The organism is Flavobacterium zhoui, from assembly GCF_042787235.1.
Lineage (GTDB): Bacteria > Bacteroidota > Bacteroidia > Flavobacteriales > Flavobacteriaceae > Flavobacterium > Flavobacterium zhoui.
Map to the genome: position 1 here is coordinate 126,923 of NZ_JBHZPY010000008.1, position 13,133 is coordinate 140,055.

The 13,133-nt window shown below is 34.2% G+C and carries 13 protein-coding genes; 2 read left to right on the forward strand and 11 right to left on the reverse strand.

Features of this window, described 5'->3' with window-relative positions; all coding sequences use genetic code 11:
* Positions 1 to 81: 81 nt before the first annotated feature.
* From ACFX5F_RS10605 to ACFX5F_RS10650, 10 genes are all read right to left on the reverse strand, one after another.
* Positions 82 to 462, reverse strand: coding sequence for a c-type cytochrome (locus ACFX5F_RS10605; protein ID WP_379852014.1), 381 nt, complete (start codon positions 460 to 462; stop codon positions 82 to 84).
* 17 nt (positions 463 to 479) lie between these two features.
* Complete coding sequence (locus ACFX5F_RS10610; RefSeq protein WP_379852015.1) at positions 480 to 1,532, reverse strand: sugar phosphate isomerase/epimerase family protein; 1,053 nt, start codon at positions 1,530 to 1,532, stop codon at positions 480 to 482.
* Positions 1,533 to 1,570: 38 nt separating this feature from the next.
* Entirely contained in the window at positions 1,571 to 2,734 is a 1,164-nt protein-coding gene (locus ACFX5F_RS10615) for a Gfo/Idh/MocA family protein (RefSeq protein ID WP_379852016.1), read from the reverse strand.
* A 10-nt stretch (positions 2,735 to 2,744) separates the two neighbouring features.
* Entirely contained in the window at positions 2,745 to 4,448 is a 1,704-nt protein-coding gene (locus tag ACFX5F_RS10620; RefSeq protein ID WP_379852017.1) for a GMC oxidoreductase, read from the reverse strand.
* Between the two features lie 57 nt (positions 4,449 to 4,505).
* The gene (locus ACFX5F_RS10625; RefSeq protein WP_379852018.1) at positions 4,506 to 5,069 is read right to left on the reverse strand and encodes a gluconate 2-dehydrogenase subunit 3 family protein; all 564 of its coding nucleotides are present in this window, start codon (positions 5,067 to 5,069) and stop codon (positions 4,506 to 4,508) included.
* A 500-nt stretch (positions 5,070 to 5,569) separates the two neighbouring features.
* Positions 5,570 to 6,760 (reverse strand): hypothetical protein, encoded by a 1,191-nt coding sequence (locus ACFX5F_RS10630; RefSeq protein WP_379852019.1) that lies wholly within the window; start codon positions 6,758 to 6,760, stop codon positions 5,570 to 5,572.
* Between the two features lie 13 nt (positions 6,761 to 6,773).
* Complete coding sequence (locus ACFX5F_RS10635) at positions 6,774 to 7,604, reverse strand: type 1 glutamine amidotransferase (protein ID WP_379852020.1); 831 nt, start codon at positions 7,602 to 7,604, stop codon at positions 6,774 to 6,776.
* A gap of 42 nt (positions 7,605 to 7,646) precedes the next feature.
* On the reverse strand, positions 7,647 to 8,756 hold the full coding sequence (locus tag ACFX5F_RS10640; protein WP_379852021.1) for a carboxylate-amine ligase: 1,110 nt from the start codon (positions 8,754 to 8,756) through the stop codon (positions 7,647 to 7,649).
* A 68-nt stretch (positions 8,757 to 8,824) separates the two neighbouring features.
* Positions 8,825 to 9,766 carry an ATP-grasp domain-containing protein gene (locus ACFX5F_RS10645; RefSeq protein WP_379852022.1) on the reverse strand — a complete coding sequence of 314 codons (942 nt, stop codon included), beginning with the start codon at positions 9,764 to 9,766 and terminating at the stop codon, positions 8,825 to 8,827.
* A 48-nt stretch (positions 9,767 to 9,814) separates the two neighbouring features.
* Entirely contained in the window at positions 9,815 to 10,528 is a 714-nt protein-coding gene (locus ACFX5F_RS10650) for an esterase family protein (protein ID WP_379852023.1), read from the reverse strand.
* 196 nt (positions 10,529 to 10,724) lie between these two features.
* On the opposite strand from ACFX5F_RS10650, the gene ACFX5F_RS10655 reads away from it, so the two are divergent.
* Both ACFX5F_RS10655 and ACFX5F_RS10660 read left to right on the forward strand, forming a co-directional pair.
* Positions 10,725 to 11,150, forward strand: coding sequence for an IS66 family transposase (locus ACFX5F_RS10655; RefSeq protein ID WP_379852024.1), 426 nt, complete (start codon positions 10,725 to 10,727; stop codon positions 11,148 to 11,150).
* 134 nt (positions 11,151 to 11,284) lie between these two features.
* Positions 11,285 to 11,680 (forward strand): IS66 family transposase, encoded by a 396-nt coding sequence (locus tag ACFX5F_RS10660; protein ID WP_379852025.1) that lies wholly within the window; start codon positions 11,285 to 11,287, stop codon positions 11,678 to 11,680.
* Positions 11,681 to 11,814: 134 nt separating this feature from the next.
* On the opposite strand, the gene ACFX5F_RS10665 is transcribed toward ACFX5F_RS10660, so the two are convergent.
* Positions 11,815 to 13,068 carry a DEAD/DEAH box helicase gene (locus tag ACFX5F_RS10665; RefSeq protein ID WP_379852026.1) on the reverse strand — a complete coding sequence of 418 codons (1,254 nt, stop codon included), beginning with the start codon at positions 13,066 to 13,068 and terminating at the stop codon, positions 11,815 to 11,817.
* Between the last annotated feature and the right edge of the window lie 65 nt (positions 13,069 to 13,133).

Consider the following 13,133-nt stretch of genomic DNA (forward strand, 5'->3'; position numbering starts at 1 on the left):
TATTTTAATACGGTTATTTGGTGGTAATAAAATGCGTCAGTAAACCAGGCGTGATTTTATACGGCAACCTTAGTTACACTTTTAACTTGCTTTTTTTAGAGATAAAATATAGGTCGCCATTGATTTAGCATCATTCTTTTTTAATGATGCATGCGCTGCCATTGGTATTGTTCCCCAAACTCCAGCTCCACCTTTAATTATTTTTCCAGACAAATAATTGACATTTTTTTCATTAGAAGCATATTTTTTTGCAATATCTAAGTAGGAGGGACCTATCAATTTCTTGTCTAATTTATGACAACCTACACAATCAGATTTAGCAATTAATTTTTCCCCATCAGATGTTTGAAGAACCGTATTCGATTTTTTAGTCGGTGTACTATATTTTGTATCTAAATTACCATTAGAAAATGAGGTCAAGCTTACTAAAGCTACCCCAAAAAATAAATATTTTAATTTCATTTGTATTTTATTTAAATTTATAATCCTAAGTTTTTTCTGTTAAATGCTCTATTCGTTTCTACAGCTGCGAAGTCATCGAATGCCTTATCTGTAACTTTTATAATGTGTTTTTTAATAAATTCAGCACCCTCGCGGGCTCCATCTTCCTGATTTTTAAGGCAGCATTCCCATTCCATAACTGCCCAACCTTTAAAATCATATTGTGCCAATTTGCTAAAAATCGTTTTAAAATCAATTTGGCCATCTCCCGGTGAGCGATATCTTCCCGCGCGATTCACCCAACTTTGATACCCTCCAAAAGTTCCTTGCTTTCCAGTTGGATTAAATTCAGCATCCTTTACATGAAAGGCTTTAATTCGTTCGTGATAAAAATCGATGTATTGTATATAGTCTAACTGCTGTAATACAAAATGTGAGGGATCATATAAAATACAAGCTCTCGAGTGATTATTTACAGCTTTCAAGAACATTTCGTAGGTTTCTCCGTCAAATAAATCTTCTCCTGGGTGAATTTCGTAACAAAGATCAACACCACTTTTATCAAACTCATTTAAGATGGGTAGCCATCGTTTAGCTAATTCAGCAAAACCATCTTCGACCAAACCCGGTGGTCTTTGAGGCCAAGGGTGAAAATATTGCCAAAGTAAAGAACCACTAAATGTTGCATGTGCATTCAATCCTAAATTTTGAGATGCTTTAGCAGCAAATTTCAATTGCTGAACTGCCCATTCCTGTCGTGCTTTAGAATTCCCATGTACATTTTTTGGAGCAAATGCATCAAAAAAATCATCATAAGCAGGATGAACTGCCACCAACTGCCCTTGTAAATGTGTGGATAATTCAGTTATTTCTAAACCGTAAGAAGCAATTTTACCTTTAAGTTCATCAGCGTAAGTTTTGCTTTGTGCTGCTTTTTGTAAATCGATGAATCGAGTGTCTAATGTTGGCATTTGTATACCTTTAAAACCTAAATCGGCAGCCCATTTGCAAATCCCATCTAAGGAATTGAAAGGAGCTTGATCACCAATAAACTGAGCTAAAAATACCGCGGGGCCTTGTATTGTTGTCATATTATTTTTTTCTAAAACTTTTATGAATTCCTATTTTATTACATAATATAAGGAGTCCATTTTTTATCAGATTGTGAAGATGTTACTACGTTATCTATAAATGCCATACCTCTTAATCCATCTTCAACGGAAGGGAAATCTAACATTTCAGCAGTAGGCTCTGTACCATCTAATTTGCAACTTAGTGTTAATGCAAAATTGCGATAAATATTAGCAAAAGCCTCTAAATAGCCTTCGGGATGCCCTCCTGGAGTACGACAATTATGAGTTGCAAAGGAGGATAGATGTGCATAATTAGATCCTGCTCTTAAAATCTGTGCAGGTTCATCTAACCATCTTAAAATCAAAGTATTTGGATCATGTTGCAGCCATTCTATACCACCTTTTTCACCATATACCCTTATTCTCAAGGCATTTTCTTCTCCTGCAGCAACTTGTGATGCCATCAAAACCCCCTTAGCACCATTATCAAATTTTAACATTACAGCGCCATCATCATCCATTGCCCGTCCTTCAACCAATGTATTTAATTCTGCACATACATCAGTAATCTTCGCTCCCGTAATATATTCAGCTAAATGTGCAGCATGAGTTCCAATGTCTCCCATTACAGAGCTTTTTCCTGCCTTTGTTGGGTCTGTTCTCCACGCTGCCTGTGTATTCCCCTCTCTTTCGGATAATTTACTCAACCATCCTTGTGGATATTCAACCCAAACTTTTCTTATGTTACCTAATTTTCCTTCTCTTACCATAGCTTTTGCCTGTTTCACCATTGGGTAGCCAGAATAGGTGTGTGTCAAACACAGTATCAAACCTGTTTCTTCAACTTTTTGTTTTAATAATTTTGCTTCTTCAAGTGAAAAAGTAATTGGTTTTTCTATCACTACATTAAATCCATAATCCAAAGCCATCATCGCTGGCGCAAAGTGTGCAAAATTTGGTGTAACAATGGTCACAAAATCCATCCGTTCATTAACTGGAAGTGCAGCCTCGGCTTTAAACATTTCTTCATAATTTAGATAGGTTCGTGATTCGGCCAGAAACAAGGCTTTACCAGATGCTACCGCAGTTACCGGATTAATACTTAACGCACCACAAGTTATTTCTATAAGGCCATCCATATTAGCGGCTAAGCGGTGAATGGCGCCTATAAATGCATCTTGGCCACCACCAACCATACCCATTTTTAATTTTCTATTCATCTTTTGTTTACTAAATATTGCCTTTTTTTAATTCTTTTACAGCATAATCGCACGCACGCGCCGTCAATGCCATAAATGTAAGTGATGGATTTTGACAAGCTATAGAAGGCATGCAAGAACCATCGGTAACAAATACATTACTTACTTCGTGCATTTGATTCCATTTATTTAATACTGAATTTTTAGGATCATTACCCATTCTGGCAGTACCCATTTCGTGTATAGCCATTCCAGGGTAGCAATCATTATCATACGTTTTTACATTTTTGATTCCAGATGCTTCAAGCATTTCTGCTGCATCATTCATCATATCTTCACGCATTTTTGCTTCGTTCTCCTTATATTCACAATCGATTGCTAAAACAGGTTGTCCCCATTTATCTTTTTTGTTGTGATCGATATATACTTTATTTTCGTAATATGGCAACATTTCTCCAAAACCACCTAAGCCCATACTCCAAGAATCAGCAGGAAGTGACATACTATCTTTGAAATCACCCCCAAAAGCTAATTCGGCAACTTCTTTATGCCATAATCCTCTGCTTGCTCCTCCTTGATATCCAAAACCTCTTAAATAATCTCTTTTATCATTTCCTACGTTTTGGTATCTTGGAATATAAATTCCGTTAGCTCTCCTACCGTACGTGTATTTATCTTCAAATCCTTCCGCTGAACCCTCTGCTCCGCAACGGAAATGGTGGTCCATTAAATTATGTCCTAATTGTCCGCTCGCATTTCCCATTCCATTAGGATGAGCATCGGAAGTTGAATTCAACAAAATGAAAGTTGATCCTAAAGTGGAACCATTTACAAAAACAATTTTGGCATAAAACTCCATGGTTTCATTTGTTTCTGCATCAATTACCATTACACCTTTTGCCTTTTTGGTATCTTTATCATAAATTATATGATTGACAATAGAGTAGGGCCTTACCGTTAATCTTTTGGTTGCCATTGCCGCTGGCAATGTAGCTGATTGCGTGCTGAAATATGCGCCAAAAGGACAGCCGCGACTGCATAAATTTCTATATTGGCAACTGCCACGACCATTGTGAGGTACGGTTAAATTTGCTGTACGCCCAATAGTCATAATTCTTGACTTATTGTAGTGCTTTTCAATTCTTTCTTTTACTGATTTTTCTACACAGTTCATATCCATTGGCGGCAGAAAATGACCATCTGGCAATAAAGGCCAATTTTCATTTTGACCACTAATACCGGCAAATTTCTCTGCGTAATCATACCATGGAGATATATCTTTATAACGGATAGGCCAGTCATTACCGTGACCATCTCTTGCGTTATCTTCAAAATTATGATCACTAAAACGATAACTTTGACGACCCCACATTAAAGATTTTCCACCGACGTGAAATCCTCTGTACCAGTCAAAACGCTTGTCTTCAGTGTAAGGACATTCAATATCATTTACCCACCATTTTTCAGTAGCTTCATTGTAGGGATAATCTCTAGTTTGAACCGGATGCGTTGCTTTTTGCTCCTCTGTAAGTTTACCTGCATGCTGAAATTCCCATGGATCCTTCATGGCAGATTCATAATCCTTAACATGCTCGATGTTCATTCCGCGTTCCAACATCAAAACTCTTAATCCTTTTTCGGTAAGCTCTTTTGCAGCCCAACCACCGCTAATACCAGATCCTACAACAATAGCATCATATGTATTTTGTTTTTTTAAATCAGTATTTATATTCACTTGTAGTATTTTTTTTGATTTTTAAAATATTTTAAGATAGCCGCTATCAATATGAAATTAGTTTGTTGCCCAAGCTTTTTGTCCTGGTTTATATTCGGCACTTCCATCATATCTACCAGGAACTGGAAGGTATTCTCGTGCTTGCGTACAACCTATTTCTGATGAAAAATAACCTAGTATAGTTAAATCACGTGCAATCAAAAAGAAAGAAGGAGCTTTATCATTGGCAATAGTCTCATTTTTTAAGTCAGTCATTATCTTCTGACGTTCTTCAATTGACATCGCCAAGAAATCTTTATTGAAGTTTTTCAAACATTTTGCTTGCATGTCTTTCATCCCCGAAGCAAAAATTTCTTGCATTTTTGCTGGATAGCAATCTCTAATCATCATAGGAATAAAAGTCCCGAGTCCCGCAGCTTTTGCTCCAGGTGACGATGCTGTAGTAGGTATAATGATATCGGCAAATTCAGCGAGCAACTCTTCATCTTTGGCAGAAAATGAAACATGATTCTTTTCTATTTCAGGTAAAGTAAAACTTTCAAATAAAACGCCCATCGAGGTTACTGAGATTGCGCTTCCCATCAAAAACGCAACATTTTTAAGTGCTTCTCTTCTATTCATTTGTCAAATTGTTAGATATGTCTATTATTTTAAAGTAAATATGTAATTATTACAACCTTTCAATATTACTAAATTTACTATTATAATCGTAAATTTTTATATGGAAGTATGCAATTATTATCAAATAATTATTATTTTTTGAAAATTTAATCTATATGTTTATGAATTTTGATTGTATACAATTTTAAATTGCTATTTATGCAACCAAAAAAAAATAGTTTAGTTAGTATCACTATAAAAAAAAACCTAGTAATTACAAAATTATAAGTATTTACTTGTTAATTAAATTACAAAATCAATAAATTAGATTTCATTGCTTAAAAAAGAAACAATAAGAATAGTGTTTTACCTTAAAAAAGTAGTGTAAGAAAAAACCATTAAAGTTATATATCAAAAATATTTTACAAGAAACGAAAATATAAAAAAAATAGAATGTTTAGAAAATATCAAAAATTGAAGTACTAATACAAAATGCCACCCTAATAAAATCGAAAATACCTTTATTGCTCTAACAATCCTATAGTCCCACCAACCCAGTCTTTCTCTTTATTGAACTTAACGCCTATCATTTCGCCACGACTCAATCGCACTAAATTACAAAGTAGAGTAGGTGTACTATCATCTTTTTTCCAAATGCAAAGTACCCGCACTTCGGCTTTTACTTTCCCGTCCATAGATTGGACGATCGGTAGGTAGTTTACTTTTTTCTGAAGAATATAAAGCTCTTTTTCGACCACCGCTTCGATATCTTCTTTTTTTACATGAAAAATGACACCTGATCCTGAGAATGAAAATAAAGGTTTTAGAACGTAATTTTCTAAATCTACCGGAATTTCTTTTACATCACTTAATAAAGTAGTTTCTATGAAATATTTTCCTTTTAAGAAAGGTAAAATAAATTTACTGATTCTAAAAAACCAATTGGGATGCCCTGCCCATTCTACATCTAAGTCATCTGAAAAATGGAAGTTTAGTTTCAAATCGGTACGTAAATCTAATTCATCAAAAATAACGCGATTGTAAATTCGTTTTACCAGAATTTCATCGCCATTTTCATTTTTATAGAATAATTGTTTGCCTTTTTTGATCAGTTCTGTCACGCAAATTATTGGAATACCAATATCTCTGTGGCAATAATAAAAGTCAATTTTTGTATTTTGCTTTTCCGGTTCAATTTCAAGCAGAATTACATTCTCTTTAGGATGATTGTTGCAAATAACTTCTTCAAGAATTGAGAGATATTCCTGTGGTTCAATTCCGTTAAAGAATGGCGTTAATTCACTAAGAAAAGGATAATGATTTTTGAATTTCTCATATAAATTAAATTGGTAATTATATAGAGAAGGAAAGCCTTGCACTTCAATTAATTTAGGCATAACTGCGCCATCTTCTTCACAAATCCCAAAATCAATAGCTAAAAAGATGGTATGTTCGTCCTCGTTTAGAACTTTATGATTTAACTCTAATGCTTTATCAGTAAGATCCTTAAAGTTGTCTTGTTTAATTAAAGCTATAACTTCATTGCATCCTTCAACTAGCTGTGCTTTTAATTCATTTGAAATAAAAAATGGCGTTTCGGCTACTCGAAAAGTGGGCATATAATCAAAATCGGAAGCAATATCATCTTTAAATTCTTGATATTTTTTATTTGTAAATTGAGTATTAAATAACTCCCGATATTTTAAAATCATATACTAAAATTTTCTAATTAGATAACATCTTCTTTGTTTTCATCAAATCATTTATGGCAATTCTAAGGAAATTTGGAATTAAAGTTTCGTTAGTTCTGTAGATTTTATCGTCGTCCATTAAATCTTCTAGCATGTTTCTAAACTTCTTTTTTCCTTTCATGCTTTTGATTTTTTCTTTTGCTTCTTTATTTCTTAAATGCGAAACAAAACTTATTGGATCAGCTTCTGGATGAAATTGTGTACCTACAAAATAATCCGTAAAACGCACTGCCATAATTGCTCGCTCATATTGCACATGATCTCTGATTTTTTCTAAGGAAATAATTTTAGCACCTTTTTTTGCAAATATGCTCAATTTAGGCTGTACCACTTGATAATCTCGAGAATCGATAGCGTAGAACGGATCTGCTAATCCTTCAAACAAAGGATCTGTACTTCCTTCTTTGGTTTTGTGAATAGTCATTACGCCAAAGGACGTGTCGTTTCTTTTAGTTACAGTTGCTAAACCAAAATGAAGACAAGCCATTTGAAACGAATGGCAAATAAACAATACATGCTTTTTTACCGTATTTTCATTATTCCACTTTGTCAAGGAATCAATAAATTCATAATATTTTTTATCCCATTCGCCATCGCCTACTAGGGGATTTCCCGGGCCTCCTGTTGAAATATAAATATCAAACTTATTAATTTCAGGCAATTCACATTTAACCCTGACATCAAATATTTCGAAACTCACCACAGGGCTAAAGCGGGTGATGACATCAATAATACAGCGCATTCCCTGATTCGGAATTCCGTTGTACATATCTAACAGGGCTATTTTTATAATTTTATTGGACATACGTTCATTTAAAAAAATCGATCGGCAAAGGTAATTTTTATTTTATAATCCTTTAGTAAATTCGCTCGTTATAAAATCTACAACTCTGGAAAGATTACCTGTGTTTTCAAAAACTGCCAATTGCTTATCGGCCCCAGTTCCATTTTTCAAAATTTCATGCACATAATTAATATCGTCACGACTACCCAATTCATCTACAACATCATCAACAAAATCAAGCAATTCCAGAATTAGCATTTTAGTTTCAACCTCTTTTTGCAATCCAAAATCAATCATATTGTTATCAATTCCATATCGGGCAGCGCGAAATTTATTTTCTTTAATCAAGGCTAATCGGTAGATATTAAAACTAGTGTTATTCATATTAAGTTTATACAACTTGGCCACAATTGCCTGAATAATTGCGACGATACAAATTGTTTCATCCACTGTTAAGCACATATCACAAATCCTAAATTCGATGGTATTGTAAAACGGATGCAAACGTAAATCCCACCATATTTTTTTAGGATTGTCAATACAATTGGTTTTGACTAAGGTGTCTAAATAATTTTGGTATGCAGCAACAGAATCAAAATATTCAGGCAATCCAGTTCTAGGGAATTTATCAAAAACTTTGGTTCTAAATGATTTGTATCCCGTTTTTCGACCTTCCCAAAAAGGAGAATTTGTCGAAAGAGCAAAAATATGAGGCAAAAAGTAGGTCGCCTGATTCATCAATTGCAATCCAATTTCCCGATTTTCAATACCCACATGACAATGCATCCCAAAAATTAAATTAGAACGGGCTGCATCTTGCAATTCATTCACAATATCATGATATCTGGGATCATCAGTTATGGGTTGGTCTTGCCATTTAGAAAAGGGATGTGTTCCGGCACCGCCAACGATTAGATCCTGTTTATCGGCTAATTCAACGATTTTGGAACGTAAAAATTTAATTTCACACTTCGCTTCGGCGACGCTTTTACAAATATTAGTCCCAACTTCTACAACAGATTGATGCATTTCTGCCTTAACTTGCTCGTTTAATATTATTTTTGCACCATCCACAATTTTTGACAAGTGCGAACGCAAGTCTCGTGTCTCAGGATCAATAATTTGATATTCTTCTTCAACACCTAGTGTAAATACGGGTAGTTTCTTTAACATAATCATTTTTTTAGTGTTTAGTCGCAGTCGCAGTTTTCAATCTGTTTACTGAATACTGTGACTGAAAACTATTTTGCTGCATCTTTAATAAAAGTTCCCCAAGTGAGATTCATTTTAGCCGGTTTTTGCTTTTTTGCGGCAGCAATTGCCATTTTTGCAGCTTCTTCAACCACCCATTCAAAGTTCTCGGCACCAACCGATGTCAATTCGGCATCAGGAGCAGGATTTCCAAAATCTATTGCATAGGGGATTCCGTCACGTACCGCAAATTCAACTGTATTAAAGTCATATCCCAGTCCTTTACAAAGTCGCAACGTATAGTCTTTTATAGTTGCTAACAGTTTTTTATCCGTTGGTGGCCCATCAATTACATAGCGCAAATGATGCGGGTTTCTTGGCTCATATTGCATAATCCGAACCGCTTTGCAGCCCAAACAATACACTCTAAAATATTCTGTAAAAACAATTTCTTCCTGTAACATCATCACTAATTGTCCCGTTTCCTGATGCTTTTCCCAAAATTCTTCTTTATTTTCAAGACGGTATACATTTTTCCAACCTCCACCGGCATACGGTTTCATATAAGCGGGAAAACCTATGTAATCAAAAATTCCTTGCCAATCCATTGGGTATTTCAAGTTTCTAAATGATTTGCCGGTAGTATCTGTAGGATGTTCCGCTGAGGGAAGAATTACGGTATTAGGTAATGGGACTCCTAATGTATTGGCTAAAGCATTATTAAAAAATTTATCATCGGCACTCCACCAAAAAGGATTATTAATCACATTAGTTCCCGTTAACGCAGCATTTTTTAAATAGGCACGATAGAACGGAACATCTTGCGAAATCCGATCAATAATCACTGCATATTCACCATCCTGATTTTGAACTACTTTATCAATAGCAACAGCTTCAGCAATTATGCCTTTCTCGTTTTTTGAATTAACTCTGTCTATAAATGCTTGCGGAAAGGTATCTTCCATTCCAAATAAGATTCCAATTTTTTTCATCTGTTACTTTTTAATTTCTTGATACTTGATTCTCGCGATTTTATAATTTTAAAAAAACTTAATTCTTGATAAATAATGAGGAAACATTTCTCTCCAGATTGGCCAGTCATGCTTTTTATCTTGACGAATATCCAGCCAGTGATGAATATTTCGTTCACTTAAAACCTTACTCAATTTTAGATTGGCGTCAAAGCAAATATCCCAATTTGAAGTTCCTAAAACGATATCCATCTTCCATAATTCCGAATCGTTTAAGCCATACAAATAATCCTCCGGACTGTTGTAAAACACATCATCATTATGAAAACCATCTAAAAAACTCTTGATATTAAAGGCACCACTTATAGAAAAAAGGTGACTCACATAGCCTGGATGACGGAAAGCAAAATTTGCAGCATGGTATCCACCAAAACTGCAACCGGCCATTGCCACTTTTCCTGATGAAGTGTTGTTTTTTACTTTCTCGACAATTTCATGACAAATCATTTTGTCGTATTTTATGTGATTTTCTATGCGATGTATGGGATGGATATTTTTATTGTAAAAACTATCTTTGTCAATACTATCCGGACAAAAAATTTGAATTAATCCTTGCTCGATATACCATCTTGCTGATTCAATTAATCCCATATCTTTATTTTCATGAAAACTCCCCATTGAAGTTGGGAATAGAATAACAGGATAGCCCGCATGTCCAAAAACCAACATTTCTATATCTCTATTTAGATGCGGCGAATACCATTTGAAATATTCTTCCTTCATAACTTTATTTTTAACAATTATAATGAAAAAAATCGTGTGAAAAACATAAATAATTAAGCTTAACTAATAATTATCACAAAAAACGATAAAGATTATTAAATAGTAATGAAATTGTGATTCGTGTATAATTTAGTATTCCTTTTTTAAATTATAAGCAAAAAACAAGTGATTTTTACTAGATTGGTTTTCTGATTTAATGATCAAAATAGAGTACATACATATATTTATCTATAAATCTCTTCTGCGGTTACAAGCAACAATAAGTTACGGCGCTAATATTCAAGCGACAATTGCCTATATTCATACTCGTCAATACTTGCCTTTTGAGAGAATGAGCGAATATTTTAAAGACGTTTGTAATCTGCCTATTCCACAAGGTACAATTTGCAATCTCTTGGATGGTTTTGCATTAAAAGCACAACCCGCATATGATTTAATTGCTCAAAAAGTATCGAATGAAAAAGTTGTTGGTACTGATGAAACAGGTATTAGAGTAAATGGCAAAAATGGTTGGTTTTGGACTTGGCAAAGCAGGTTCGTTACATTTGTAGTGTTTTCAAAAAATAGAGGAACAGCTACTATTGATACTAATTTTCTCCAAGTTTTCATGATGCGGTTTTAGTCCATGATTGTTGGGCAAGTCATTTTCAAACCCAATGCAAAACGCACCAATTATGCATTGCACATTTATTGCGAGAACTTATATTTTTTGAACAACGCTTTGAGTCCAATTGGGCTACAAACTTCTAAAGAACATTGTATGCAGCTTTAGAACTTAAGAAAAATTTAAACCAAGAGCAATATAACAAGCCAATCTTAGAAAGGGATAAAATAAGAATCTCTTTAGAAGCTTTACTAGAAAATCCACTTCCTGAAAATCAAAAGAAACTGCGTGCATTCCATAAACCAATGATAAAACACAAAGAATATATTCTTACTTTTCTTGAGCATTTCCAAGTACCTGCTGACAATAATGCATCGGAAAGAGCGATCAGAAATGTAAAAGTTAAACAAAAAGTATCCGGTCAGTTCAAAACTGAAAATGGTGCTCAAATCTATGCGGTTATCCGTTCGGTAACCGACACCTGTATTAAAAACGATCAAAACATATTGGACGCTTTTAAAACTATTGCTGTATTACAGGCTGAATAGTTACAAAACATGTAATCTTAAAAATAAATCAACATTTAAAACGTTAAAAATGAGACTATTAGTGTTGAATTGTATTTTTGAATAAAAAGATATAAAGACATTTCGTACATGTTAAGCTTTAGATTATAAACGGATTAATACCAGCGTTTTTTATTTTGTTTTGAAACCTCAGATTTTCTTGACTTATGAGCTCCACCACTGCGATTAGAGTTGTTTTGCTTTGCTCCGGGAGCTGTCTCAGGACTTCCTGAATGCCATGGATAAGGATGATCACTAATTATTTTTACATCGGTCTTTGTCAGTCTTTGAATGTCTTTCCAATAAGTATGCTCATCTTTACTGCAAAAAGAAATCGCTACTCCACCATTTCCAGCACGACCCGTTCTACCAATTCTATGCACGTAAGTTTCAGGAATATTTGGTAAATCAAAATTTATAACAAAAGGTAATTGATCAATATCAATTCCTCTGGCGGCAATATCAGTTGCAACTAGAACACCAATTTCTTTATTTTTGAAAGCATCTAAAACACGTTGTCTTGCATTTTGAGATTTATCACCATGAATGGCTTCAGCAGCAATATTATTCTTTCGAAGTGCTTTAACAACATTATCTGCTCCGTGTTTAGTTCTTGAAAAAACCAATACATCAGATAAATTTTCGTTTTTAATTAAATGATATAATAAGTTTCGTTTTTCTGTTTTTTCAACAAAATAAACTCTTTGCTCTACATTTTCAGCTGTAGAAGAAACAGGAGAAACAGTAACAGTCACTGGGTCTTTAAGAAACATTTCGGCTAATTCTCTGATGGCAATTGGCATTGTTGCAGAAAAAAAGAGTGTTTGTCTATTATTAGGTGTCAATTTTACAATTTTTTTGACATCATTTACAAATCCCATATCAAGCATCTGATCTGCTTCATCAAGAACCAGAGTATGTAAATGATCTAAATCTATAAAACCTTGTTTTACTAAATCTAGTAAACGTCCCGGAGTGGCAATTAAAACATCAACGCCTTTTTTAAGCATTTCTACTTGCGGTACTTGGGAAACTCCTCCAAAAATGGTAAGTTGTACTAAGTTTGTATATTTTCCGTATTGGTCAAAATTTTGGCCAATTTGTACGGCTAGTTCTCTTGTGGGCGTAATAATTAAGGCACGAATTGGGCTTGCTTTTTTAGATGAGCCCACTATTCTATGCAACTGGTGAATTATAGGTATTGCAAAAGCGGCTGTTTTCCCAGTACCGGTTTGTGCGCAGCCAATCATATCTCTGCCTGATAAAATGATTGGAATAGCTTGTTCTTGTATTGGTGTTGCTTCTAAATAGCCTTGTTCAAATACCGCCCTTTGTATACTTTTTGAAAGTGAAAAATCTTCGAATAACATATTTTTAATATTAAATATCTTGTATTAGGTACATAGATAGTGCTGCAAAGATAGTCTTAATTATC